Origin of the sequence: Streptomyces sp. NPDC127117 (assembly GCF_042677325.1) — a bacterium.
Taxonomy (GTDB): domain Bacteria; phylum Actinomycetota; class Actinomycetes; order Streptomycetales; family Streptomycetaceae; genus Streptomyces.
In genome coordinates this window covers 1-24,267 of record NZ_JBHXTM010000091.1, presented here as the reverse complement: position 1 = coordinate 24,267, position 24,267 = coordinate 1, and the positions used below count along the sequence as shown (strand labels likewise).

The window sequence follows — 24,267 nt, the reverse complement described above, 5'->3', positions numbered from 1 at the left end:
GTTCCGGACGGGGGCGCCGCTGGTGAGGCTGGTTACAGCCGAAGGGCTCAGAGGCCGAGCTCGACCTCGAACTCACCGGCCTCCAGGATCGCCTTGACCGAGGTCAGGTAACGGGCGGCGTCCGCGCCGTCCACCAGACGGTGGTCGTAGGAGAGCGACAGGTACGTCATGTCGCGGACACCGATGACGGTGCCCTCCTCGGTCTCGATGACCGCCGGACGCTTGACCGTGGCACCGATGCCCAGGATGGCCGCCTGGTTCGGGGGCACGATGACGGTGTCGAACAGCGCACCGCGCGAGCCGGTGTTGCTGATGGTGAAGGTGGCACCGGACATGTCGTCCGGCGTCAGGCCGCCACCGCGGGCCTTGCCGGCCAGCTCGGCGGTCTTCTTCGAGATACCGGCGATGTTCAGGTCGCCCGCACCCTTGATGACCGGGGTCATCAGCCCCTTCTCGGCGTCCACGGCGATGCCGATGTTCTCCGAGTCGAAGTACGTGATGGTGCCCTCGTCCTCGTTGATCCGGGCGTTGATGACCGGGTGGGCCTTCAGCGCCTGGGCCGCCGCCTTGACGTAGAACGGCATCGGGGAAAGCTTGACGCCCTCGCGGGCGGCGAACGCGTCCTTCGCCTTGTTGCGCAGCTTCATCAGCTTGGTGACGTCGACCTCGACGACCGAGGTCAGCTGGGCCTGCGAGTGCAGGGCCTTCATCATGTTCTCGCCGATGACCTTGCGCATGCGGGTCATCTTGACCGTCTGACCGCGCAGCGGGGACGCCTCCAGCTTCGGCGCCTTCGAGGCGGCCGGAGCAACGGCGGCGGCCGGAGCCGGGACAGCGGCGGCGGCCCTGGCGGCCTCCGCGGCGGCGACGACGTCCTGCTTGCGGATGCGGCCACCGACGCCGGTGCCCTTGACCGCGCCCAGGTCGACGCCGTTCTCGGCGGCGAGCTTGCGGACCAGCGGCGTGACGTACGCGCCGTCGTCGCCGGAGGTCGCGGCCGGGGCAACCGGGGTGACCGGAGCGGGAGCCGCGACCGGAGCAGCGGCCACGGGCGCCGGAGCGGCGACCGGGGCGGCGGGCGCCACCGGGGCCGGAGCCGGAGCCGGAGCTGGGGCGGCCGGAGCGGCCGGAGCGGGGGCAGCGGCGACCGGGGCCGGAGCGGCCACGGGGGCCGGCGCGGCCGGAGCCGGAGCGGCGGCCGGGGCAGAACCCGCGGCACCGATGACGGCGAGCTTGGCGCCGACCTCGGCGGTCTCGTCCTCGGCGACGACGATCTCCAGCAGCACACCGGAAACCGGGGCCGGGATCTCGGTGTCGACCTTGTCGGTCGAAACCTCGAGCAACGGCTCGTCGGCCTCGACGCGCTCGCCCTCGGCCTTCAGCCAGCGGGTGACAGTGCCCTCGGTGACGCTCTCGCCGAGCGCCGGAAGGGTTACGGAAACCGACATGGTTTCAGTTGCTCCTTACGAAAGTGCGGAAGTGGTCGGTCGTCGCGCCCGGTCGACTGGATCAGTCGTGGGAGTGCAGAGGCTTGCCGGCCAGGGCCAGGTGCGCCTCGCCCATCGCCTCGTTCTGGGTCGGGTGGGCGTGGATGAGCTGCGCGACCTCGGCGGGCAGCGCCTCCCAGTTGTAGATCAGCTGGGCTTCGCCGACCTGCTCGCCCATACGGTCACCGACCATGTGGACGCCGACCACGGCACCGTCCTTGACCTGGACGAGCTTGATCTCGCCCGCGGTCTTGAGGATCTTGCTCTTGCCGTTGCCCGCGAGGTTGTACTTCAGAGCGACGACCTTGTCCGCGCCGTAGAGCTCCTTGGCCTTGGCCTCGGTGATGCCCACGGAGGCGACCTCGGGGTGGCAGTACGTCACCCGCGGGACACCGTCGTAGTCGATCGGAACGGTCTTCAGACCGGCCAGCCGCTCCGCCACCAGGATGCCCTCGGCGAAGCCGACGTGCGCGAGCTGGAGCGTCGGGACCAGGTCACCCACGGCCGAGATGGTCTCGACGTTGGTCTGCATGTACTCGTCGACGAGGACGTAACCGCGGTCCGTCGCGACGCCGGCCTCCTCGTAGCCCAGGCCCTGCGAGACCGGGCCGCGGCCGATGGCGACCAGCAGCACCTCGGCCTCGAAGGTCTTGCCGTCGGCGAGGGTCACGCGGACGCCGTCCTGCGTGTACTCGGCGCTCTGGAAGAACGTACCGAGGTTGAACTTGATGCCGCGCTTGCGGAAGGCGCGCTCAAGAAGCTTCGAGCTGTTCTCGTCCTCGACCGGGACGAGGTGCTTCAGGCCCTCGATGATCGTCACGTCGGTGCCGAAGGACGTCCACGCCGAGGCGAACTCGACGCCGATGACGCCGCCGCCCAGCACGATCGCGGACTTCGGGACGCGGTCCAGCTTGAGCGCGTGGTCCGACGAGATGATGCGGTTGCCGTCGATCTCCAGGCCCGGCAGCGACTTCGGCACGGAGCCGGTCGCGAGCAGCACGTGGCGGCCCTGGACGCGCTGGCCGTTCACATCCACCGAGGTGGGGGAGGAGAGCCGTCCCTCACCCTCGATGTAGGTGACCTTGCGCGAGGCGATGAGACCCTGCAGACCCTTGTACAGGCCCGAGATCACGTCGTCCTTGTACTTGTGGACGGCGTCGATGTCGATGCCCTCGAAGGTGGCCTTGACACCGAACTGCTCGGACTCGCGCGCCTGGTCGGCGATCTCACCGGCGTGCAGCAGGGCCTTCGTGGGGATACAGCCGTTGTGCAGGCAGGTGCCGCCGACCTTGCCCTTCTCGATCAGAGCGACGTCCAGGCCCAGCTGCGCTCCGCGCAGGGCCGCGGCGTAACCGCCGCTACCACCGCCGAGGATCACTAGGTCGAAAACGGTGCTGGCGTCGTTCGCCACGTCACGTCCTCCATGCATGTGCGCCGTACGCCGGGCCCCGTCGCTGGGGGATGACCGGCCGGTCGGCTGGTGTTCGGCCGCTTTTGTTATTCGGCCCTGTGGTGGGGGCCCTGTCCTGCCGAGAACCCATCTTCGCACTTGTTGACGGTGGGCGGGACGCGGGGCCCGGGTCTGAGACGGATGATCATCGGTCTCAGGGGGTTACCGCTGCGTAGACCCCTACTGATTTCGTCGAGAGCGAAACCGGCCGGATCCGTGCGGCGATGCCATCGGCGTAACACGTACGGCCCCGGGCCTATGCCCGGGGCCGTACGTCACAGCAGCTGCCTCAGCCGAGGTCGCCGGCGGCGGTGCGCTCGGCCAGTCTGACCAGCGTGCGGACCGCGGAGCCGGTGCCGCCCTTGGGCGTGTAGCCGTACGGCGCGCCCTCGTGGAAGGCCGGACCGGCGATGTCCAGGTGCGCCCAGGCGATGCCCTCGCCCACGAACTCCTGGAGGAACAGACCGGCCACCAGGCCGCCGCCCATCCGCTCGCCCATGTTGGCGATGTCGGCGGTCGGGGAGTCCATGCCCTTGCGCAGGTCGGCGGGGAGCGGCATCGGCCAGGAGGCCTCGCCGACCTCCTCGGCGATCTCGTGGATGGAGGTACGGAAGGCGTCGTCGTTCGCCATGATGCCGAAGGTGCGGTTGCCCAGCGCCAGCACCATCGCGCCGGTCAGGGTCGCCACGTCGACGATCGCGTCCGGGTTCTCCTCGGAGGCGCGGGTCAGCGCGTCGGCGAGGACGAGCCGGCCCTCGGCGTCCGTGTTGAGGACCTCGACGGTCTTGCCGCTGTACATGCGCAGCACGTCACCGGGGCGGGTGGCGTTGCCCGACGGCATGTTCTCGGCGAGCGCCAGCCAGCCGGTCACGTTGACCTGGAGGCCGAGGCGGGAGGCCGCGACGACGGCGGCGAACACGGCGGCGGCGCCGCTCATGTCGCACTTCATCGTCTCGTTGTGGCCGGCCGGCTTCAGCGAGATGCCGCCCGAGTCGTAGGTGATGCCCTTGCCGACCAGGGCCAGGGTCTTCTCCGCCTTCGGGTGCGTGTAGGCGAGCTTCACCAGACGCGGGCCGTGGGTCGAGCCCTGGCCGACGCCCAGCAGACCGCCGAAGCCGCCCTTGACGAGCGCCTTCTCGTCGAGGACCTGCACCTTGATGCCGTGCTCCTTGCCCGCGGCGGTGGCCACGGCGGCGAAGGACTCGGGGTACAGGTCGTTCGGCGGGGTGTTGATCAGGTCGCGGGCACGGTTGATCTCCTCGGCCACCGCGACGGCGCGCTCGGCGGCCGCCTTGAACGCCTTGTCGCGCGGCTTGGTGCCGAGCAGGGCGACCTCGCCGAGCGGCAGCTTCGCGCCGTTGCCGTTCTTCTTGCCCTTGGGGGCGAGCTTGTCCTCGCCGCCCTGGTACGCGGTGAAGGCGTACGCGCCCAGGAGCGCGCCCTCGGCGATCGCCTCGGCGTCCTCGGCGGAGGCGACGGGCAGCGCGAAACCGGCCTTCTTCGAGCCGGTCAGGGCGCGGGCGGCCGAACCGGCGGCACGGCGCAGCGCCTCGGTGTCGTACGCCTCGTCCTTCTTCGGGACGGAGCCGAGCCCGACCGCGATGACGACCGGGACCTTGAGACCGGCGGGTGCGGGGAGCTTGGTCACCTCGCCCTCGGCACCTGCGGCGCCCAGGGCCTCCAGGACGGTGGCGAGCTTTCCGTCGAACGCCTTGTCCACGGCCTCGGAGCCCGGCGCGAGGACCAGACTCCCGGTCTTGGACCCAGAGCCCTTGGCGACGCCGACGACGAGTGCGTCGGCGCGCAGCGTCGCCGCACCGGCAGTGCTGAGAGTGAGAGCAGTCACGGTGGTGAAATCTCGCTTCCGTTGAGTTCGTTGTCGGTCGAGGGGTGGGCCGACCGTGCCCGGCGCATCGTAGACGCCGCCGCAATGTGCCGGGAATGAGCCTACGCGCGCCCTTGGTGCGGGAACACGGCGGCGGGCCGTCGGTGGCTCGTTGTGGCGCCACGGTCCCGGTCCCGGACGTCCCGGCCGGGGGCCGTGCGGCCGGAAGGGACGGTGGACATAGGCTCGTTGGAGGTGAAGGACCCTATGGGGGGAGAACCATGCGCGCCCGTGGGGTCGCAAGCACGACGCGAGGAAGCCGGGCGCGAGGAAGCCGGGCGCTGCCCGTCGCCGTACTGATTCTGCTGGCGCTGTCGGCCGGCTGCACCTCGGCACCGGAACCCGCCGGGGAGGACCACTGGCGGCCGGAACCGGGCACCCGCTGGCAGTGGCAGCTCTCCGGCCGGCTGGATCCGACGGTGGACGTCCCGGTGTACGACATCGACGGCTTCGACCACGGGGCCGCGGCGGTCGAGGATCTGCACCGTCGGGGCCGCAAGGTGATCTGCTACCTCTCCACCGGCGCCTGGGAGGACTTCCGCCCGGACGCCGGGAAGTTCCCCGCCTCGGTACGCGGCAGGGGCAACGGCTGGGAGGGGGAGCACTGGCTCGACATCCGCCGCACGGACATCCTGGAGCCGCTGATGGAGCGGCGGATCGAGATGTGCGCCGACAAGGGGTTCGACGCGGTGGAGCCCGACAACATGGACGGCTACCGCAACCGCACCGGCTTCCCGCTGACCGCCGCCGACCAGTTGCGCTACAACCGGCTCATCGCCCGGCTCGCCCACCGGCACGGGCTCGCCGTCGGCCTGAAGAACGACCTCGGGCAGATCCCGCAGCTGGAGCCGGACTTCGACTTCGCGGTCAACGAGCAGTGCGCGCAGTACGACGAGTGCGAGGAGCTGACCCCGTTCGTGAAGGCGGGCAAGGCGGTCTTCCACGTCGAGTACGAGCTGCCCGTCGCCCGGTTCTGCGCCGGGTCGCGGCGGCTCGGGCTCAGCTCCCTGCTGAAGAAGTACGAACTCGGTGTGTGGCGCCAGGAGTGCCCGAAGGGCCGCGCGCAGAACGGCTAACCGAACGTCAGGGCCACCAGGGCCGCCGTCGCCGCCGTCTCCGCCAGCGCGCCGAACACATCGCCGGTCACCCCGCCGAAGCGCCGCACACAGTGCCGCAGCAGGAGCTGGGCGGCCCCGAGCGCGGCCACCGCGGCCAGCGCGTGGTGCAGCGCCCCGTACCCGCCGAGCAGCGCACCGGCCCCCGCACAGCCCGCGACCACCACGGCCCCGACCGACACCGCGCCCCGCCCCGTGACCGTCCCCGCCACCGCTGCGCCCAGCCCCTCCGGACGGGCCGGCGGCACACCCCGGCGGGAGGCCAGGGTGAGCGCGAGCCGGGCGGTGACCGCGGCGACGGCCGCCGCCACCGCGCCGTACGCCCAGCCCCGCCCGTACAGCCCGGCCAGCGCGGCGACCTGGGCCAGCAGCACGAACAGCAGGGTGATCACACCGAATGGCCCAATGTCCGACTGCTTCATGATCCGCAGGGCGTCGTCGGCGGGCTTGCCGCTGCCCAGGCCGTCGGCGGTGTCCGCGAGACCGTCCAGATGCAGACCCCGGGTCAGCGCCGCGGGCACGGCGGCCGAGGCGACCGCGGCGAGCAGCGGTGCCGAGCCGAGCAGCAGCAACAGGCCGCCGGCCGCCGCCGAGAGCAGCCCCACCACGAGACCGGCGAGCGGCGCGCACAGCATTCCGGCGCGGGCGGCCTCGCGGTCCCAGCGGGTGACGCGGACGGGGAGCACGGTCAGCGTGCCGAAGGCGAAGCGGATGCCGTGGCTGTTCAGGGAGGTCACGGCGCGCAGGCTAATCGCTGAGCCCGGCCGATAGATTGCCCGTAACGCGACAGAACATGACAGAAGCGGCTTATCGGGAGTGGGTGGCATGGGTCACTGGTTCGATCAGAACATCGTCGAGCCGGGGAAGCTGCCGCTGCTCCTGGCCCTGGCCTCCTTCGTGCTCACCTTCGCGATCACCCGCTTCATCACTCGGATGATCCGGGCGGGGAAGGGCCCGTTCCGCAACATCACGCCCGGCGGGATGCACATCCATCACGTGGTCCCCGGGGTGGTGCTGAGCGTCGTCGGCGGCTTCGGCGCGGTCGCCAGCGGGCGGGAGGGCGTCACCGCGGGGATCTGCGCCGTGGTCTTCGGCGCGGGCGCGGGGCTGGTGCTGGACGAGTTCGCCCTGATCCTCCATCTCGACGACGTGTACTGGACCGAGGAGGGCCGCCGGAGCGTGGAGGTGGTGGTCCTCACCGCGGCGCTGGTGCTGCTGGTGCTGGGCGGATTCTCACCGCTCGGCGTGAACGAGCTGAGCAGCGACGAGCAGCAGGACCGGCTCGGCGTCGTGCTGACCCTGGTCGTCAACTTCTGCTTCGTGCTGATCGCGCTCTTCAAGGGCAAGGCGCGGCTCGCGGTCGTCGGCACGCTGGTCCCGTTCGTCGCGCTGATCGGCGCGGTCCGGCTGGCCCGGCCGACCTCGATGTGGGCCAGGCGCTTCTACCGCAACCGGCACCGGGCCCGCGCCCGTTCGGTGCTGCGCGCCTACCATCACGACGTGCGCTGGGCGGGCCCGCGGCGCAGGTTCGAGGATCTGATCGGCGGCGCACCGGACCGGGTGCCGCTCCCGGGGCGCAAGTCCTGATCCCGGGGCCGGTCCCGGCGGGGCGCGCGGACGCACATCAGGAGGACGGCGGCGATCGCCACCAGATGCTCCTTGCCCGCCAGATTGTTCTTCAGGAACACCTCGGCCACCATCGCCGCGATCACCAGCGCCCCGGTGAAGCGGGCCCGGTGGACGTAACAGAGGTAGACGGCGAGGCCGACCACCGCCGCGGACGGCCCGGTGTCGATGATCCGGGCGTCCGAGGCCGGCAGCCCGAACGGCCCGTCCGGGCCGAGCGCGACACCGATGCGCGCGTACAGCGTCCCGGCCAGCGTCGCCACGTACGCGATCAGCAGCGTGCGCCACCGGCCCAGGCAGATCTCGGCGGTGCCGAACACCACCAGGATCTGCACCAGCGCCCCCCAGACCGGCAGATCCGGCGCCGGCACGAACAGCGACAACGGCGTACGCAGCAGGGACACCCACAACGGGTCCTCGGCCCGCACCGCCCCGAGGGCGTGCACCACCCCGAGACCCCACGAGTGGTGCTGAAGCGCGTGGAGCAGCGCCGTCAGACAGACCGCGGCGAGGGCCATCGGGATCACCCGCAGCCGGCCGGCTGCGAGCGCCGCGCGTACGGTCGCCGACAGCGGACCCCACTCGCGGCGAGCTGCCCGGCGCAGCGCGCGCACGGGTCTCATCCATCGGCCCCGAGATGCGAGCGGTGCAGCCACTTGGGCAGACCGGGTGCCTCCAGGAATCCCTCGGCGCGGCCCGCGGCGACGCCGATGCGCAGCAGGTCCGAGCTCTTCTCGAACAGCATGAAGCGTGGCTCCCAGATCGGCCGGTACTTGGCGTTGGCGCGGTACAGCGACTCGATCTGCCACCAGCGCGAGAAGAAACTGAGCATCGAGCGCCACAGCCTCAGCACCGGTCCGGCACCGAGCCGTGAACCGCGCTCGAAGACGGACCTGAACATCGCGAAGTTCAGCGAGACCTGCGTGATCCCGATCTCCTCGGCACGCCGGAGGAGTTCGATGACCATGAACTCCATCAGCCCGTTCTCCGCGTTCCGGTCACGGCGCATCAGGTCCAGCGAGAGGCCGTTCGGCCCCCAGGGCACGAAGCTCAGTACGGCGCGCAACTCGCCCGGAGCGCCTTCCTCGGTGGGGGCGTCGCGGCATTCGAGCATCACGCACCGGCCGTCGGCCGGATCACCGAGCCGGCCCAGCGCCATCGAGAAGCCGCGTTCGGTCGCCCCGTCGCGCCAGTCGTCGGCGCGCCGCACCAGTTCGGCCATCTCCGCCCCGGGGATGTCCGCGTGGCGGCGGACGGTCACCTCGTACCCGGCGCGCCCGACCCGGTTGTACGCCTGGCGGACGGTCCGCATCGCCCGCCCCTCCAGGGTGAACTCGGCGGTCTCCACGATCGCTTCGTCGCCCAGCTCCAGGGCGTCGAGGCCGTGCCGTGCGTAGACCGTGCCGCCCTCCTCGCTCACCCCCATCACCGCCGGGATCCAGCCGTGCTCGCGGGCCTCGGCCAGCCACGGCTCGATCGCCCCCGGCCAGGCCTCCGGGTCGCCGATGGGATCACCGGAGGCGAGCGAGACCCCGCCCACCACCCGGTAGGTGACGGCGGCCTTCCCGGTCGGGGACCAGATGACGCTCTTCTCCCGGCGCAGCGAGAAGTAGCCGAGCGAGTCGCGCTCGCCGTGCTTCTCCAGCAGCGCCCGGAGCCGGGCCTCGTCCTCGGGGGTGAGAGGGTCGACGGCCCGGCGGGACCGGAACGCCGCGTACACGACGGCGATCAGCAGCAGCGTGGAGAGCACGTTGATGGTGACGTTGACCCAGCCGGGGGCGGTGATCCCGGGGAAGGCGGCGTCGTTGTCGGCGACCGAGACCAGCCTCAGCGCCCCGTAGCGCCAGCGGTCCAGGAAGGACGCCCGGTAGCCGTCGGACGCGGTGTTGGTGAGGGTGACCAGGCCCGCGGCGATCAGCGAGGTGACCAGCAGTCCGCCGATCGCGACGACGGCCGCCAGCTTCGGGTTGGACCGGTCGCCCTTCGCGTAGAACTCGCGCCGGCCGAGGATCAGGGCCAGGACGAAGGCGGCGGTCAGCGCCAGCGAGATCCAGTTCTGCGGATACCGCCGTACCTCGGGGAACGCGATCACCAGGGCGAAGAGGAGCAGCAGCAGGCCGCTCACCACCATGTTCACGATCCAGGCGGCCCGCTTGCGGCGGCGCATGGTGACCGCCAGGAAGAGTGCGACGACCCCGGAGGAGAAGCCCGCGGTGAGCAGGTAGGGGGTGAAGTAGTTCTCCGTGTTGTGGCGGCGCAGATCGTTGCCGAGAGTGACCCAGACGGCGCTCAGGAAGTTGATGAACGAAACGACGCGCAGGTACCAGATGGCGAATGCCGCGCTGCGCCGGGACCGGACGGTGCTCGGTGGCCGGACGCTGTCCCGCCCGGATGCGTCGGTGGACAATCGGACCTCTCCCATGAAAAGCGATCATATGGTGCATCGCACTGCATGAGGGACTGCGCTGCGGCCGGTGTTCACCGGCCGCAGCAACGCCGGTCCGGGAGCCTCAGGTCGCGTCGCCGTACGCGGCGCCGGCCCCGGCTCCCTCGTCGGCAGCGTCCTTCTCCTCGGCGACGGGGTCGCGTTCGGGCAGCTCGGCCGCGAGTGCGGCCGCCGCCCGGACAAGCGGGAGTGCGAGCAATGCCCCGCTTCCTTCCCCCACGATGACGCCGTGGTCCAGCAAGGGGTTGAGTGCCATCCGGTCCAGCGCCTTGGCCTGGGCCGGCTCACCGCTCGCCTGACCGGCCAGCCACCAGTCCGGCGCCCGGAAGGCGGCCCGCTGGCCCACCAGCGCACAGGCCGCGGAGACCACGCCGTCCAGGATCACCGGCAGCCTGCGCACCGCGCACTGCAACAGGAACCCGGTCATCGCCGCCAGATCCGCACCGCCCACCGTGGCCAGCAGCTCCAGCTGGTCACCGAGGACCGGCCGGGCCCGCCGCAGCGCGTCCCGGATCGCCGCGCACTTGCGCATCCACGCCAGGTCGTCGATGCCCGCGCCGCCGCGCCCGGTGACCACCGAGGCGTCCGTACCGCACAGAGCCGCGATCAGGGTGGCCGCGGCCGTGGTCCCGCCCACGCTCAGATCACCGAGCACCACCAGATCGGTGCCCGAGTCGGCCTCCTCGTCGGCGATCGCCATGCCGAGCCGTACCGCCCGCTCGGCCTCCTCGGCCGTCAGCGCGTCCTCGATGTCGATCCGGCCGCTGCCCCGCCGCACCCGGTGACGTACCACCGACTCGGGCAGCAGCTCCGGATCGCAGTCCAGCCCGGCATCGACGATCCGTACCGGTACGGAGAACTGCCGGGCCAGCACCGCGAGCGGCGTCGCGCCGTCCAGCGTGGCCCGCACCAGCTCGTACGCGCTCCCGGCCGGGCGCCCGGAGACATCCAGTCCGGCCACCCCGTGATCACCGGCGAAGAGCACCACGCGCGGCTGCTCGATCGTCTTGACCGGTACGGACTGCTGCGCGGCCGAGAGCCATTCGCCCAGTTCGTCCAGGCGGCCGAGGGAGCCGACGGGAACGCTCAGGCGCTCCCGGCGTTCCTCGGCATCGCGCCGTACGCCGCCGTCGGGGCGTTCGATCAGGTCGGAGAAGTCGTCCAGATTCACGGGGGTCTGCCTCGCGGGTCGATGCGTCGAGTGGGCCGGTGAGCCCGGCGGCGGGCTCACTGCGGAACAGTACCCGCCGCCTTTCTGACGCCCGGTCGGCGCGAGGCCCCGCGACCGCGGGCGGCCCCGGTCAGCCGCGCAGCACCAGCGCCTGTCCGGCCACCACCAGCAGCACCTGCTCGCACTCGTCGGCGAACGCGGCGTTCAGCCGGCCCAGCTCGTCCCGGAAGCGCCGCCCGGCGGCCGTCGCGGGCACCACGCCCGAGCCGGTCTCATTGGTGACGGCGACGACCGTACGACGCGTTCCGCGTACCGCCGCGACCAGCTCGGCGGCCCGCTCGCGAAGGGCGCCCTCACCGCCCCCGGCCCACGCCGCGTCGTCCCAGGCGTCCACCCGGTCCATCGCGTCCGTCAGCCAGAGCGACAGGCAGTCGATCAGCAGCGGCGGCCCGTCCGACTCCAGCAGCTCCACCAGCTCACAGGTCTCCTCGGTGCGCCAGGCGGCCGGCCGGCGCTCCCGGTGCAGACCGACCCGGGCCGCCCACTCCGCGTCGCCCTCCCGGCCGCCGCCGGTCGCCACGTACACCACCTCGGGGAACGTCTCCAGGCGCCGCTCGGCCTCCACCGACTTTCCCGATCTGGCCCCGCCCGTCACCAGCGTGCGCCTGGGCACCGCCGGGAGGGCGTGGTACTCGCCCACCACCAGCGTCGTCCCGTCCGGCACGGCCCGCGCGCCGGCCGCCGCGAGCCGCCGGTCCAGCTCGGCCCCGGGCGGTGCGTCATGGTCCAGATGGACGGCCACGATCTCGGTGGCCGGGCCGATCGCCTCCACGGCCCGCAGTCGCGCCACCGCGTCCGGCCGCCCCACCACATCGCCGACCACCATGTCGTACGGCTCCGCCACCCGGTCGGAGAGACCGGCGGGCGCGGCCCCCGGCGGCATGTACAGCAGCCGGGGGCCCGCCGGACCGGTGACCTCGTACCCGGTGCCCGGAGCGTCCATCGGCACCGCCCGCACCCGGTGCCCGCTGATCAGCGTCAGTACCCGCCCGTCCGGCACCCGCCCCGCCGGGGGCAGCCCCGCGGGCAGCTCCACGGCGGGCCCGTCGTGCGGATGGGTGAGCAGTACCTGCCGCACCCCGGTGAGCGAATGCCCCGCACGGGCCGCCGCGAACACGGCCCCCGGAGTGAGATCGAGCAGCAGCGCGTCGTCGACCAGCAGCGCGGTCGCGGCCCGCGAGCGCCCGCCACGGGCGACGGCGCAGGCGGCGCAGGGACATTCGGGCTGCGGCAGCCCGTCGGGGGCTCCGGTGCCGAGCAGAGTCAGTTCCACGCCTTTGATCCTCCCGCGTCCGTGCGACCGGTGCGCGACCTGGGGGCGTCCGGACGGGTGCGGAGCCGGTCCCCGTACCGGACGCAGGGACTAGGCTGCGGGGCAGCAAAGCGACCCAGGAGGCGGACATGGCGTGGACGTGGCGGTTCGAGAAGTCCGACGGTACGGAGACGGAACCGGCCCTGCAGCCGGAGGAATTCACCACCCAGGGCGACGCGGAATCCTGGATCGGTGAGCACTGGAAGGAACTCCTCGACGGCGGGGCGGACCAGGTGACGCTCTTCGACGACTCGACGAAGATCTACGGCCCCATGAGCCTCCAGGCGGACCAGGGCTGATCCGCCGCCTCGCGCGAGGAGCGCTCGATCTCCTCTCGTCACTCCTCGCGCGAGGAGGGTCGTCAGATCTCGCCCAGGGTGACCCGCGCCGTCTTCTGCGCCCCGTTGCGCTGATAGGTCACCGTGACCTTCTCGCCCGGCTTGTCCGAGGCCAGCGCCTCCGACAGGGAGGTGATCGTGGTGACCGGCTGGTCGTCGATCCTGGTGACGATGTCGCCGGGCCGCAGGCCCGCCTTGTCCGCGGCGCCGTCCCTCGTCACACTCACCAGCGCCACCCCGGCCGGCTGGTAGTTGTCGTCGACGACGGTGCGGCCGGTGATGTTCAGGGCCGCCCGGCCCGAGTCGGTGACCCTGCCGCTCTCGATGATCTGATCGGCGACCGTCTTCACCATCGACACCGGGATCGCGAACCCGATCCCCGGCGCCGCGCTGCCGCCCAGTTCCGGGTCGGTCGCCGCCAGGGTCGGGATGCCGATCACCTCGCTGTCCAGGTTGACCAGCGCGCCCCCGCTGTTGCCCGGGTTGATCGCGGCCGAGGTCTGCACCATGTTCGCGATCGTCGCGCCGGTGCCGCCGCCGGCGCGGCTCTCGCTGACGGTCCGGCCGAGCGCCGAGACGATGCCCTGGGTGACGCTGGAGGACAGCCCGAGCGGTGAGCCCATCGCCAGCACGATCTGCCCCACCTCGACCTTCTCCGAGTCGCCGAACTTCGCGGGCTTCAGACCGGACGGCACGCTGTCGAGCTTGATGACGGCCAGATCCTGCTCCGGGTAGGCGGCCACCAGCGTGGCCTTCATCACCTTCTCGCCGGTGGCGACGGTGACCTTGAAATCTTTGTCGTTGCCGACCACATGGGCATTGGTGACGATATGGCCCTTGGTGTCGTAGACGATGCCGGAGCCCAGGCCCTCGGAGGCCTCGATCTGCACCACCGACGGCAGCACGTTCTCGATCACGGCCTGGTAGTCGTTCTGGAGATCACTGGCGGTCCGGGAGGCGGAGGCCGGGGTGCTGGGGTCGGACCTCGGTGATTCGGAGGCCGCGTCCGAGCAGCCGCTCACCAGGGCGATCGCACAGACACCTGCGGCCAGGGACAGCAGCAGCCGGCGAACACGGGCACGGGAGTGGAATGCATCCATGTCCGAATCATCGCTTTCGGCCCGGTATGCGGCCTCCTGGGATCGGCCGGGCGGGGCACGCCGCCGGGCAGCCCCGGCGACCCGTACCCGCGTCCTCTCAGCCCCGGACCCCGCACAGGTGCAGCAGCGCGGCCACCCGGCGGTACGGATCGGTGCGCCCGGCCCGGTCCTCCGCGGCGAGCACCTGCTCCAGCTCGGCCGCGGCCGGCAGCTCCACGTCGTTGCTCACGTTGTCCGTGAAGACGCGCACCCCGTACCAGGCGTGCAGCGGCGCCGCGATCCCGGCGAGCGTGGACGTCAGGGTGTCCAGCCGGTCGGCCCGCACGGTGAGGCCCAGCCGGTTGGTGTACGTGTCCGTGTCGAAGGCGGCCAGCGCCCCGGCCCAGTCCCCGGCGGTCCCGGGCCGCATCGCCAGCGCGTCCGCGTTCCGTACGAGCAGTGAGAGCAGTCCGCCCGGGGCGAGCATCCGGGCCAGGCCCGCCAGCATCGCGTCCGGATCCCGGACATACATCAGCACCCCGTGGCAGAGCACCACGTCGAAGCTGCCGGGCAGGAAGTGCACCCCGGTGTCCAGGCCGTTGCCCTCGATCAGCCGGACCCGCTCACGGATGCCCGCGGGCTCGCTGCCGAGCGCCTCCTTGGCCACCCGCAGCATCTCGGCGTCCGACTCCAGGCCGGTCACCGTATGACCGGCCCGCGCCAGGCGCAGCGCCTGGGTGCCCTGGCCCATGCCGACGTCCAGCACCCGCAGCCGCTGCCCGACCGGGAAGCGGGCCGCTATCTGCTCGTCGAGCTGCCGGGCCACCAGCTCCTGGCGGACGGTGTTGCGCAGCCCGCCGAGCCCCTTCAGCCACACCGAGGAGGCTCCGGAGAACCCGGTGACGGGAACGGCATCGTCCGGCCGGCCGGCGGACAGACCGCCGACCGAGCCGGAGACATGCGTACTCAGGGCCGCTCTCCACGCTTGACCTGCGGCTTCGGCAGCCGGAGGCGACGCATCTGAAGCGTGCGCATCAGGCCGTAGGCGACCGCGCCACGCTTGGGCGTATCGGGGAAGCGCTCCTTGAGCTGCTTCTTCAGGCGGATCGAGAGGCCGATCGAGTCGATCACGATCAGCACGATCACCACGAGCCAGAGCAGCAGCGAGATGTTCTGGATGTTCTGCACCTGGATCACGCTGAGAATCAGAATGATCACGGCGAGCGGCAGGAAGAACTCCGCGATGCAGAAACGCGAGTCCACGTAGTCGCGGACGAAGCGCCGCACCGGGCCCTTGTCGCGAGCCGGCAGATAGCGCTCGTCGCCACTGGCGAGCGCCTCACGCTGCTTGGCCATGTCCACACGGCGCGCTTCGCGCTGCCGCTTCATGGCCTCCTTGCGGTCGAGCGGCGCGCCACTGGAGGCGCGACGGCGCTGCGACTGGGCATCGCTGCGCTTGGGGGTGGGGCGACCTTTGGGGGCCTGCGGGTCGCGGGGCTGCTTGGAGAGGTCCGCCATCACCTTGCCGGTGGGCGCCTTCTCTTCCTTCGAACGGCTACGGAACACAAGGCCCAAGGGTACGGGTTCGATCGCCACGACCCCAGGCCGGTCGGGAACGATCCGGCAACGGCCTGCGTCCTCGCAGGTGTGCCGGGGTGCCCGGTACGGGTGACGCAACCGGGTCTCCCTGACCCCCGCCTACTCCTCGGGCCGGAGTGGTGACCTGGTGCAGTCGTCCTTGGGTAGGAGCCCATCCTTGCCCGAACAGTGCGGTAATAGAGGCAGGGCCCGTACTGTGGGTTCTGTTGGAGTGCTGGAGCTCAGTCCGTCAGAAGGGGGCGCGCGAAGCCCATGAGCGGTGTCATGAAGCGTATGGGGATGATCTTCCGCGCGAAGGCAAACAAGGCCCTTGACCGGGCCGAGGATCCGCGCGAGACCCTCGATTACTCGTACCAGAAGCAGCTCGAACTGCTTCAGAAGGTACGTCGCGGTGTCGCCGACGTGGCGACCTCGCGCAAGCGGCTGGAGCTGCAGCTGAACCAGCTGCAGGGACAGTCGTCCAAGCTGGAGGACCAGGGCCGCAAGGCGCTCGCGCTCGGTCGCGAGGACCTGGCCCGCGAGGCGCTGTCCCGGCGCGCCGCACTCCAGCAGCAGGTCACCGACCTGGAGACGCAGCACACCACGCTGCAGGGCGAGGAGGAGAAGCTCACCCTTGCGGCGCAGCGGCTGCAGGCCAAGGTCGATGCCTTCCGCACCAAGAAGGAGACCATCAAGGCCACCTACACCGCCGCCCAGGCGCAGACCCGGATCGGCGAGGCATTCTCCGGGATCTCCGAGGAGATGGGCGACGTCGGCCTGGCGATCCAGCGGGCCGAGGACAAGACCCAGCAGCTGCAGGCCCGGGCCGGCGCGATCGACGAGCTGCTCGCCTCCGGTGCCCTGGACGACCCGAGCGGCACGGCGAAGGACGACATCGCCGCCGAGCTGGACCGGATCTCCGGCGGTACGGATGTGGAGCTGGAGCTCCAGCGCATGAAGGCCGAGCTGGCCGGCGGCTCCAGCCAGCAGCAGGCGATCGAGGGCGGCACGCAGGACGCCGCCCAGCAGCAGTCGTCGCAGTCCCCGCACAGGTTCGACAAGAGTTGAGGCGGCGTCATGATCGTACGGATCATGGGGGAGGGCCAGGTCGCACTGGCCGACAGTCATCTCGCCGAGCTCGACGGGCTCGACGACGAACTGCTCGCCGAGATGGAGAGCGGTGACGGACCGGGTTTCCGCACCACCCTCCACGCGCTCCTCGCCAGGGTGCGCGAGCTCGGCACAGCGCTGCCGGACGACTCCCTGGAGCCGTCCGAGCTGATCCTGCCGTCGTCCGACGCGACCCTCGAAGAGGTGCGCGCCATGCTCCGCGACGACGGCCTGATCCCCGGCTGACGCCGTTCGCCCCTCTCCAGCACACGCATGAACCCGTGCCCCGGGTCCGGTCCGCCGGACCCGGGGCACGGGTGTGTCCGGGCCTTTCGCACGGGGCCGGCCCGATTCCCGTGCGACACGCCGTAACGTAGCTTGACGTGACCACCCTCGGAACCGGGGTTCTGCGCGTCCGGCACTGGCTGCGCGACCATCCCCTCGCGCTGGACGCCGCCCTGGCCCTGGCCGTGCTGGTGGCGATGATCGTCGGGTCGTTCGTCCACCCGCGCGCGGGGGAGGGGCCCTCCTTCGGAACCCGTCCGCCCGCGGTGAGCGGCGTGCTGCTGATGGTGGCCGGTGCCGTGGCGCTCATCTGGCGGCGGCGCAGGCCCATGGTGGTGCTCGCGGTCATCGTCGGGCTGACCGTCGTCGAGCTGGTGAAGTCCGACCCGCCCGCGCCGGTGGTCATGGCCACCGTCATCGCGCTGTACACCGTCGCCGCCCGCACCGACCGGCCCACCACCTGGCGGGTCGGTCTGCTGACGGTGGCCGTGCTGACGGCCTCGGCGATGCTCTTCGGCGCGGCGCCCTGGTACAGCCAGGAGAACTTCGGCGTCTTCGCCTGGACCGGCATGGCCTGCGCGGCGGGGGACGCCGTCCGCTCCAGGCGCGCCTTCGTCGACGCGATCAGGGAACGGGCCGAACGGGCCGAGCGCAGCCGCGACGAGGAGGCCCGGCGGCGGGTCGCCGAGGAGCGGCTGCGGATCGCCCGCGATCTCCACGACGTCGTCGCCCACCACATCGCCCTGGTCAACGTCCAGGCCGGGGTGGCCGCCCATGTCATGGACAAGCGCCCCGACCAGGCCAAGGAGGCGCTCGCCCACGTCCGGGAGGCCAGCCGCTCCGCGCTCGACGAACTGCGGGCCACCGTCGGGCTGCTGCGGCAGTCCGGCGACCCGGCGGCGCCCACCGAACCCGCACCGGGGCTCGCCGTCCTCGACGCACTGGTCGACACCGTCCGCCGGGCCGGGCTCCCCGTCGAGGTGGTCTGCACCGACCGGCGGCCCCCGCTGCCCGCGGCCGTCGACCTGGCCGCGTACCGGGTCATCCAGGAAGCGCTGACCAATGTCCGCAAGCACGCGGGCCCCGGGGCCAGGGCCGAGGTGAGCGTCGTACGGGTCGGGTCCACGGCCGAGATCACCGTGATCGACAACGGCTCCGGCGTGGGCGGCTGCCACGGCCACGGCGGCGGGCACGGCCTGCTCGGCATGCGCGAACGCGTCGCCGCGCTCGGCGGCACCCTCACCGCCGGGCCCCGCTACGGCGGCGGATTCAGGGTCCATGCGATCCTGCCCGTCGAGGCCCGCACGGGAGAGTCCGGGGAGCCGGGCGCGGCGGGCCGGACGGGGGAAACCGCATGACAGGGCCCATCAAGGTGCTGCTCGTCGACGACCAGGCGCTGCTGCGCAGCGCGTTCCGGGTGCTGGTCGACTCGGAGGCCGACATGGAGGTGGTCGGCGAGGCGGCGGACGGCGCACAGGCCGTGGAGCTCGCCCGCTCGACCGGCGCCGACGTGGTGCTGATGGACATCCGGATGCCCGGTACGGACGGACTCACCGCGACCCGCATGATCAGCGCCGATCCGGAGCTGGCCGGCGTACGGGTCGTCATGCTCACCACCTTCGAGGTCGACGAGTACGTGGTGCAGTCGCTGCGGGCCGGGGCGTCCGGCTTCCTCGGCAAAGGGGCGGAACCCGAGGAACTGCTCAACGCGATCCGTATCGCCGCGGGCGGCGAGGCGCTGCTGTCGCCCGCCGCGACCAAGGGACTGATCGCCACCTTCCTCGCGCAGGGCGGCAGTTCGCAGGGCGACGGGCCGAGCACCGCGGAGTACTCCGAGCGGCTCGCCGCGCTCACCGGACGCGAGCGCGAGGTGCTCGTCCTGGTCGCGGGCGGCCACTCCAACGACGAGATCGCCGAGCGGCTCGTCGTCAGCCCGCTCACGGTCAAGACCCATGTGAACCGGGCGATGGCGAAGCTCGGCGCCAGGGACCGGGCCCAATTGGTGGTAATTGCCTACGAATCCGGCCTGGTGCGCCCCAGGGTGGAGTGAGGGGTGGAGATACGGCGTACTCCACCTGCGGTATGCGCGGCATAAGAAAGCGACCTGGGGCCGACGCCCCGGGCCCTGCCGGCAGGCGATCGTATAGATGGGCCGGGTCTGTCCCTCAGCCGCCCGCCCACCTGCCGCGTAAGCCACAGAAGAGAGACCCACCCATGTCCTGGCTGTCCAGATTCAGCCTCGCGCAACGGGCCCTGATCGGTCTGATCTCGATCGTCGCGCTCGTATTCGGGGCGATAGCGATCCCGCAGCTCAAGCAGCAGCTGCTGCCCACCATCGAACTCCCGATGGTGTCGGTCATCGCCCCCTACCAGGGTGCGTCCCCCGATGTGGTCGAGAAGCAGGTCGTCGAGCCGCTGGAGAACTCGGTCAAGGCCGTCGACGGCGTCACCGGGATCACCTCGACCGCCAGCGAGGGCAGCGCCGTCATCATGGCGTCCTTCGACTTCGGCAGCGAGGGCACCAAGCAGCTCGTCGCCGACATCCAGCAGGCGGTGAACCGCGCCCGCGCCCAGCTTCCCGACGACGTCGACCCGCAGGTCATCGCCGGTTCGACGGACGACATCCCGGCCGTCGTCCTCGCCGTCACCTCCGACAAGGACCAGCAGGCGCTCGCCGACCAGCTGGACCGCACGGTCGTCCCCGCCCTGGAGGACATCAGCGGAGTCGGCCAGGTCACCGTCGACGGTGTGCAGGACCTCCAGATCTCCGTCACCCCCGACGACCGGAAGCTCGCCGCCGCCGGTCTGAACACCGGCACGCTCTCCCAGGCGCTCCAGGCGGGCGGCGCGACCGTCCCCGCCGGTTCCTTCTCCGAGTCGGGCAAGAGCCGCACCATCCAGGTCGGCGGTGCCTTCACCTCCCTGAAGCAGATCGAGGACCTGCGGGTCACCGGTCAGAACCCGGCCACGGGCAAGCCCGGCGAACCGGTCCGCCTCGGTGACGTCGCCACCGTGAAGCAGGAGCCGTCCACCGCGGTCTCCATCACGCGTACGAACGGCAAGCCGAGCCTCGCCGTGATGGCCACGATGGACAAGGACGGCAGCGCCGTCGCCATCTCGGACGCGGTCAAGGACAAGCTCCCCGACCTCCGCAAGGACCTCGGAGCCGGTGCCGAACTGACCGTCGTCTCCGACCAGGGCCCCGCCGTCTCCAAGGCGATCTCCGGCCTGACCACCGAGGGCGCCCTCGGTCTGCTCTTCGCCGTCATCGTGATCCTGGTCTTCCTCGCCTCGCTGCGCTCGACCCTGGTCACCGCGGTCTCCATCCCGCTCTCCGTGGTCCTCGCGCTGATCGTGCTCTGGACCCGTGACCTCTCGCTCAACATGCTCACGCTGGGCGCGCTGACCATCGCGATCGGCCGCGTCGTCGACGACTCGATCGTGGTCCTGGAGAACATCAAGCGTCACCTCGGCTATGGCGAGGAGCGCCAGTCGGCGATCATCACCGCGGTGAAGGAAGTGGCCGGCGCGGTCACCTCCTCGACCCTCACCACGGTCGCCGTCTTCCTGCCGATCGGTCTCGTCGGCGGCATGGTCGGCGAGCTCTTCGGTTCCTTCTCGCTGACCGTCACCGCGGCCCTGCTGGCATCCCTGCTGGTCTCGCTGACCGTCGTCCCCGTCCTGTCGTACTGGTTCCTGCGCGCCCCGAAGGGCGCCACGGAGAACCCGGACGAGGCCCGTCGCGAGGCCGAGGAGAAGGAGGCCCGCAGCCGGCTCCAGAAGCTGTACGTCCCGGTGCTGCGCTTCGCCACCCGGCGCCGCATCACCAGCATCGTCATCGCGATCGTGGTGTTCCTCGCCACCTTCGGCATGGCCCCGCTGCTGAAGACCAACTTCTTCGACCAGGGCGAGCAGGAGGTCCTCTCCATCAAGCAGGAGCTGGCCCCCGGCACCAGCCTGGCGGCCGCGGACAAGGCGGCCAGGAAGGTCGAGAAGGTCCTCACCGACGACGAGGGCGTCAAGGACTACCAGGTCACCGTCGGCTCGTCCGGCTTCATGGCGGCCTTCGGCGGTGGCACCGGCGCCAACCAGGCCTCGTACCAGGTCACCCTGAAGGACTCGGGCGACTTCGACGCCACGCAGAAGCGCATCGACACCGCGCTCGGCAAGCTCGACGGCATCGGTGACACCACCATCGCCGCGGGCGACGGCTTCGGCAGCCAGGACCTCAGCGTCGTGGTCAAGGCCGCCGACGCGGACGTGCTGAAGAAGGCGTCCGAGCAGGTCCGGGCCGGAGTGGCCGGGCTGAAGGACGTCACCGACGTCCAGAGCGACCTCGCGCAGAGCATCCCGCGGATCTCGGTCAAAGCCACGCCCAAGGCCGCAGAGGCCGGATTCGACCAGGCCACGCTCGGCGCGGCCGTCGCCGGAGCGGTGCGCGGCACCCCGTCCGGCAAGGCGATCATGGACGACACCGAGCGCGACGTCGTCATCAGGTCCGCCCACCCGGCGACCACCATGGCCGAGCTGAAGAACCTTCCCCTCGGCCCGGTGAAGCTCGGACAGATCGCCGACGTCGAGCTGGTCCCCGGCCCGGTCTCGATGACCCGGATCGACGGCCAGCGCGCCGCGACGATCACCGCCAAGCCCATCGGTGACAACACCGGCGCCGTCGGCGCCGCGCTCCAGACGAAGATCAACGAGCTGAAGCTCCCGGACGGCGCCACCGCCACCATCGGCGGTGTCTCCGAGGACCAGAACGACGCGTTCCTGAAGCTCGGCCTGGCCATGCTGGCCGCGATCGCGATCGTCTTCATGCTGCTGGTGGCGACCTTCAAGTCCCTCATCCAGCCGCTGATCCTGCTGGTCTCCATCCCGTTCGCGGCGACCGGTGCCATCGGCCTGCTCGTGATCACCGGCACCCCGATGGGCGTCCCGGCGATGATCGGCATGCTGATGCTGATCGGCATCGTGGTCACCAACGCGATCGTGCTGATCGACCTGATCAACCAGTACCGGGCCCAGGGCATGGGCGTCGTCGAAGCGGTCATCGAGGGCGGTCGCCACCGGCTCCGCCCGATCCTGATGACCGCGCTCGCGACCATCTTCGCCCTGCTCCCGATGGCACTCGGCGTCACCGGCGAGGGCGGCTTCATCTCGCAGCCGCTCGCCGTGGTCGTGATCGGCGGCCTGGTCACCTCGACCCTGCTGACGCTGCTCCTGGTGCCGACGCTCTACGCGATGGTGGAGCTCCGCAAGGAGCGCCGCGCGAAGAAGAAGGCGCTCAAGCGGGCGAAGAAGGCGGGCGTGCCCGCCCCGGCCCCCGCGGAGGCGACCGCCTCCGAGGAGCCGGAGCCCGCGAAGGCGTAACGCCCGGGACGCACAGCGGCCCCGGCACCGTTTCCCACGGTGCCGGGGCCGCTCTGTGTCTCCGGCGGGCCAGGAGGCCCGCACACCGCCGCCTACGGCAGCGCCAGCATCCGCTCCAGCGCGAGCTTGGCGTACTTCTCCGTCTCCGGGTCGACCTCGATCCGGTTGACCAGGTTGCCCTCGGCCAGCGACTCCAGCGTCCACACCAGGTGCGGCAGGTCGATCCGGTTCATCGTCGAGCAGAAGCACACCGTCTTGTCGAGGAAGACGATCTCCTTGTCCTCGGCCGCGAACCGGTTGGCCAGCCGGCGCACCAGGTTCAGCTCGGTGCCGATCGCCCACTTCGAGCCGGCCGGGGCCGCCTCCAGGGCCTTGATGATGTACTCCGTCGAACCGACGTGGTCCGCCGCCGCCACGACCTCGTGCTTGCACTCCGGGTGCACCAGCACATTGACGCCCGGTATCCGCTCACGGACGTCATTGACGGACTCCACCGAGAAGCGGCCGTGCACCGAGCAGTGCCCGCGCCACAGGATCATCTTCGCGTTCCGCAGCTCCTCGGCGGTCAGACCGCCGTTCGGCTTGTGCGGGTTGTAGAGGACGCAGTCCTCCAGCGACATCCCCATGTCGCGGACCGCGGTGTTCCGGCCCAGGTGCTGGTCGGGCAGGAAGAGGATCTTCTCGCCCTGCTCGAAGGCCCACTCCAGCGCCCGCTTCGCGTTGGACGAGGTGCAGATCGTGCCGCCGTGCCGGCCGGTGAACGCCTTGATGTCGGCGGAGGAGTTCATGTACGAGACGGGCACGACCTGCTCGGCGACCCCGGCCTCGGTCAGCACGTCCCAGCACTCGGCGACCTGCTCGGCGGTGGCCATGTCGGCCATGGAACAGCCCGCGGCCAGGTCCGGCAGCACGACCTTCTGGTCGTCGGTGGTCAGGATGTCCGCCGACTCGGCCATGAAGTGCACGCCGCAGAAGACGATGTACTCGGCCTCCGGCCGCGCGGCCGCGTCCCGGGCGAGCTTGAACGAGTCGCCCGTGACGTCCGCGAACTGGATGACCTCGTCGCGCTGGTAGTGGTGGCCGAGGACGAACACCTTGTCCCCGAGCTTCTCCTTGGCCGCGCGGGCGCGCTCCACCAGGTCCGGGTCGGACGGGGAGGGCAGGTCGCCGGGGCACTCGACACCGCGCTCGCTCTTCGGGTCGGCCTCACGGCCGAGCAGGAGCAGGGCGAGGGGCGTCGGCTGGACGTCGAGATCCTGGACGGGGTGGGCCGTGGTCACGTCACGCACCCTTTCTTCTCTGCTGAAAGCCTCTGCGAATAGCTTCCGCGAAGCCTTTTCGTCTAATTGACGCTATCTATCATATCCGGTTCACGTCACTTTGACGATGGCCATAGTGTCTATGTGACGCATCCCCCCGGCCGACCGGTGTGCGAGCATGAATGGAACAGGCAAGCGCTCGGCCCGGAATGAATCCGCGGTCCCGACGGTTGCAACGTCGGCAAGCAGTCTCCGTACAACCCGGGAGAGAAGCAGATGTCCGTATCGGACGAGACCACCACCGTGAGCGACGGCATCCTCCTGTCCGACGCCGCCGCAGCCAAGGTCAAGGGCCTGCTGGAGCAGGAGGGCCGTGACGACCTGGCGCTGCGCGTCGCCGTCCAGCCCGGCGGCTGCTCGGGCCTGCGCTACCAGCTCTTCTTCGACGAGCGTTCGCTCGACGGCGACGTCGTGAAGGACTTCGACGGCGTCAAGGTCGTCACCGACCGGATGAGTGCTCCGTACCTGGGTGGCGCCTCCATCGACTTCGTCGACACCATCGAGAAGCAGGGCTTCACGATCGACAACCCCAACGCCACCGGCTCCTGCGCCTGCGGCGACTCCTTCAGCTGAGCCCTGAAGGAAGCTGAGCCCTGAAGGCGGCGCGTACCGCCTGAGCGCGACGCGGAACGGCAC

At 71.1% G+C, this 24,267-nt stretch carries 21 protein-coding genes; 9 read left to right on the top strand and 12 right to left on the bottom strand.

Features of this window, described 5'->3' with window-relative positions; genetic code table 11:
* Positions 1 to 47: 47 nt before the first annotated feature.
* The 3 genes from sucB to ACFVH0_RS38770 all read right to left on the bottom strand — a co-directional run bounded on the left by sucB (position 48) and on the right by ACFVH0_RS38770 (position 4,783).
* The gene (sucB, locus tag ACFVH0_RS38780) at positions 48 to 1,448 is read right to left on the bottom strand and encodes a 2-oxoglutarate dehydrogenase, E2 component, dihydrolipoamide succinyltransferase (protein ID WP_385828135.1); all 1,401 of its coding nucleotides are present in this window, start codon (positions 1,446 to 1,448) and stop codon (positions 48 to 50) included.
* Between the two features lie 61 nt (positions 1,449 to 1,509).
* Positions 1,510 to 2,898 (bottom strand): dihydrolipoyl dehydrogenase, encoded by a 1,389-nt coding sequence (gene lpdA, locus ACFVH0_RS38775; RefSeq protein WP_385828134.1) that lies wholly within the window; start codon positions 2,896 to 2,898, stop codon positions 1,510 to 1,512.
* 328 nt (positions 2,899 to 3,226) lie between these two features.
* Positions 3,227 to 4,783 (bottom strand): leucyl aminopeptidase, encoded by a 1,557-nt coding sequence (locus ACFVH0_RS38770; RefSeq protein ID WP_385828133.1) that lies wholly within the window; start codon positions 4,781 to 4,783, stop codon positions 3,227 to 3,229.
* A 260-nt stretch (positions 4,784 to 5,043) separates the two neighbouring features.
* On the opposite strand from ACFVH0_RS38770, the gene ACFVH0_RS38765 reads away from it, so the two are divergent.
* Positions 5,044 to 5,898, top strand: coding sequence for an endo alpha-1,4 polygalactosaminidase (locus ACFVH0_RS38765; RefSeq protein WP_385828132.1), 855 nt, complete (start codon positions 5,044 to 5,046; stop codon positions 5,896 to 5,898).
* Here the strand turns inward: ACFVH0_RS38765 and cobS are convergent.
* Positions 5,895 to 6,674, bottom strand: a complete 780-nt coding sequence (gene cobS / locus ACFVH0_RS38760; protein WP_385828131.1) for an adenosylcobinamide-GDP ribazoletransferase — start codon at positions 6,672 to 6,674, stop codon at positions 5,895 to 5,897. The genes ACFVH0_RS38765 and cobS overlap by 4 nt on opposite strands.
* Positions 6,675 to 6,762: 88 nt before the next feature.
* Here cobS and ACFVH0_RS38755 point away from each other — a divergent pair, with 88 nt between their 5' ends.
* Positions 6,763 to 7,524, top strand: coding sequence for a hypothetical protein (locus ACFVH0_RS38755; RefSeq protein WP_385828130.1), 762 nt, complete (start codon positions 6,763 to 6,765; stop codon positions 7,522 to 7,524).
* On the opposite strand, the gene ACFVH0_RS38750 is transcribed toward ACFVH0_RS38755, so the two are convergent.
* The 4 genes from ACFVH0_RS38750 to ACFVH0_RS38735 form a co-directional block, all read right to left on the bottom strand.
* The gene (locus ACFVH0_RS38750; RefSeq protein WP_385828129.1) at positions 7,431 to 8,186 is read right to left on the bottom strand and encodes a hypothetical protein; all 756 of its coding nucleotides are present in this window, start codon (positions 8,184 to 8,186) and stop codon (positions 7,431 to 7,433) included. The genes ACFVH0_RS38755 and ACFVH0_RS38750 overlap by 94 nt on opposite strands.
* Positions 8,183 to 9,985 (bottom strand): phosphatidylglycerol lysyltransferase domain-containing protein, encoded by a 1,803-nt coding sequence (locus ACFVH0_RS38745; protein ID WP_385828128.1) that lies wholly within the window; start codon positions 9,983 to 9,985, stop codon positions 8,183 to 8,185. Before ACFVH0_RS38745 ends, ACFVH0_RS38750 begins: the two co-directional genes overlap by 4 nt.
* Before the next feature lie 88 nt (positions 9,986 to 10,073).
* The gene (cobT, locus tag ACFVH0_RS38740) at positions 10,074 to 11,180 is read right to left on the bottom strand and encodes a nicotinate-nucleotide--dimethylbenzimidazole phosphoribosyltransferase (RefSeq protein WP_385828127.1); all 1,107 of its coding nucleotides are present in this window, start codon (positions 11,178 to 11,180) and stop codon (positions 10,074 to 10,076) included.
* A gap of 130 nt (positions 11,181 to 11,310) precedes the next feature.
* Positions 11,311 to 12,513, bottom strand: a complete 1,203-nt coding sequence (locus ACFVH0_RS38735; RefSeq protein ID WP_385828126.1) for a bifunctional adenosylcobinamide kinase/adenosylcobinamide-phosphate guanylyltransferase — start codon at positions 12,511 to 12,513, stop codon at positions 11,311 to 11,313.
* A 128-nt stretch (positions 12,514 to 12,641) separates the two neighbouring features.
* Here ACFVH0_RS38735 and ACFVH0_RS38730 point away from each other — a divergent pair, with 128 nt between their 5' ends.
* On the top strand, positions 12,642 to 12,851 hold the full coding sequence (locus ACFVH0_RS38730) for a hypothetical protein (protein WP_353780693.1): 210 nt from the start codon (positions 12,642 to 12,644) through the stop codon (positions 12,849 to 12,851).
* 62 nt (positions 12,852 to 12,913) lie between these two features.
* Here the strand turns inward: ACFVH0_RS38730 and ACFVH0_RS38725 are convergent, their stop codons facing one another.
* From ACFVH0_RS38725 to ACFVH0_RS38715, 3 genes are all read right to left on the bottom strand, one after another.
* The gene (locus ACFVH0_RS38725) at positions 12,914 to 13,990 is read right to left on the bottom strand and encodes a S1C family serine protease (RefSeq protein ID WP_385828125.1); all 1,077 of its coding nucleotides are present in this window, start codon (positions 13,988 to 13,990) and stop codon (positions 12,914 to 12,916) included.
* 97 nt (positions 13,991 to 14,087) lie between these two features.
* Entirely contained in the window at positions 14,088 to 14,846 is a 759-nt protein-coding gene (locus tag ACFVH0_RS38720; RefSeq protein WP_385828124.1) for a class I SAM-dependent methyltransferase, read from the bottom strand.
* A gap of 89 nt (positions 14,847 to 14,935) precedes the next feature.
* Positions 14,936 to 15,535 carry a DUF3043 domain-containing protein gene (locus ACFVH0_RS38715; protein ID WP_385828136.1) on the bottom strand — a complete coding sequence of 200 codons (600 nt, stop codon included), beginning with the start codon at positions 15,533 to 15,535 and terminating at the stop codon, positions 14,936 to 14,938.
* A 297-nt stretch (positions 15,536 to 15,832) separates the two neighbouring features.
* Between ACFVH0_RS38715 and ACFVH0_RS38710 the strand changes: the two genes are divergently transcribed.
* From ACFVH0_RS38710 to ACFVH0_RS38690, 5 genes are all read left to right on the top strand, one after another.
* Positions 15,833 to 16,615, top strand: coding sequence for a PspA/IM30 family protein (locus tag ACFVH0_RS38710; protein WP_385828123.1), 783 nt, complete (start codon positions 15,833 to 15,835; stop codon positions 16,613 to 16,615).
* A gap of 9 nt (positions 16,616 to 16,624) precedes the next feature.
* A complete protein-coding gene (locus ACFVH0_RS38705) occupies positions 16,625 to 16,903 on the top strand; it encodes a hypothetical protein (protein ID WP_266691293.1) in 279 nt (92 codons plus the stop codon).
* Between the two features lie 137 nt (positions 16,904 to 17,040).
* Positions 17,041 to 18,300 carry a sensor histidine kinase gene (locus ACFVH0_RS38700; RefSeq protein ID WP_385828122.1) on the top strand — a complete coding sequence of 420 codons (1,260 nt, stop codon included), beginning with the start codon at positions 17,041 to 17,043 and terminating at the stop codon, positions 18,298 to 18,300.
* Positions 18,297 to 18,992: a response regulator gene (locus ACFVH0_RS38695; RefSeq protein ID WP_385828121.1), complete on the top strand. Its 696-nt coding sequence runs from the start codon at positions 18,297 to 18,299 to the stop codon at positions 18,990 to 18,992. Before ACFVH0_RS38700 ends, ACFVH0_RS38695 begins: the two co-directional genes overlap by 4 nt.
* A gap of 164 nt (positions 18,993 to 19,156) precedes the next feature.
* Positions 19,157 to 22,312 carry an efflux RND transporter permease subunit gene (locus tag ACFVH0_RS38690; RefSeq protein ID WP_385828120.1) on the top strand — a complete coding sequence of 1,052 codons (3,156 nt, stop codon included), beginning with the start codon at positions 19,157 to 19,159 and terminating at the stop codon, positions 22,310 to 22,312.
* A 92-nt stretch (positions 22,313 to 22,404) separates the two neighbouring features.
* On the opposite strand, the gene nadA is transcribed toward ACFVH0_RS38690, so the two are convergent.
* Entirely contained in the window at positions 22,405 to 23,601 is a 1,197-nt protein-coding gene (gene nadA, locus ACFVH0_RS38685) for a quinolinate synthase NadA (RefSeq protein WP_385828119.1), read from the bottom strand.
* Positions 23,602 to 23,847: 246 nt separating this feature from the next.
* On the opposite strand from nadA, the gene ACFVH0_RS38680 reads away from it, so the two are divergent.
* Complete coding sequence (locus ACFVH0_RS38680) at positions 23,848 to 24,204, top strand: iron-sulfur cluster assembly accessory protein (protein ID WP_030933606.1); 357 nt, start codon at positions 23,848 to 23,850, stop codon at positions 24,202 to 24,204.
* Positions 24,205 to 24,267: the final 63 nt, after the last annotated feature.

Excerpts from the sequence above, each read along its gene's own strand:
- sucB (WP_385828135.1), bottom strand. The coding sequence starts at position 1,448 with ATGTCGGTTTCCGTAACCCTTCCGGCGCTCGGCGAGAGCGTCACCGAG.
- ACFVH0_RS38765 (WP_385828132.1), top strand. The coding sequence starts at position 5,044 with ATGCGCGCCCGTGGGGTCGCAAGCACGACGCGAGGAAGCCGGGCGCGA.
- ACFVH0_RS38755 (WP_385828130.1), top strand. The coding sequence starts at position 6,763 with ATGGGTCACTGGTTCGATCAGAACATCGTCGAGCCGGGGAAGCTGCCG.
- ACFVH0_RS38750 (WP_385828129.1), bottom strand. The coding sequence starts at position 8,186 with ATGAGACCCGTGCGCGCGCTGCGCCGGGCAGCTCGCCGCGAGTGGGGT.
- ACFVH0_RS38745 (WP_385828128.1), bottom strand. The coding sequence starts at position 9,985 with ATGGGAGAGGTCCGATTGTCCACCGACGCATCCGGGCGGGACAGCGTC.
- ACFVH0_RS38730 (WP_353780693.1), top strand. The coding sequence starts at position 12,642 with ATGGCGTGGACGTGGCGGTTCGAGAAGTCCGACGGTACGGAGACGGAA.
- ACFVH0_RS38725 (WP_385828125.1), bottom strand. The coding sequence starts at position 13,990 with ATGGATGCATTCCACTCCCGTGCCCGTGTTCGCCGGCTGCTGCTGTCC.
- ACFVH0_RS38710 (WP_385828123.1), top strand. The coding sequence starts at position 15,833 with ATGAAGCGTATGGGGATGATCTTCCGCGCGAAGGCAAACAAGGCCCTT.
- ACFVH0_RS38705 (WP_266691293.1), top strand. The coding sequence starts at position 16,625 with ATGATCGTACGGATCATGGGGGAGGGCCAGGTCGCACTGGCCGACAGT.
- ACFVH0_RS38695 (WP_385828121.1), top strand. The coding sequence starts at position 18,297 with ATGACAGGGCCCATCAAGGTGCTGCTCGTCGACGACCAGGCGCTGCTG.
- ACFVH0_RS38690 (WP_385828120.1), top strand. The coding sequence starts at position 19,157 with ATGTCCTGGCTGTCCAGATTCAGCCTCGCGCAACGGGCCCTGATCGGT.
- ACFVH0_RS38680 (WP_030933606.1), top strand. The coding sequence starts at position 23,848 with ATGTCCGTATCGGACGAGACCACCACCGTGAGCGACGGCATCCTCCTG.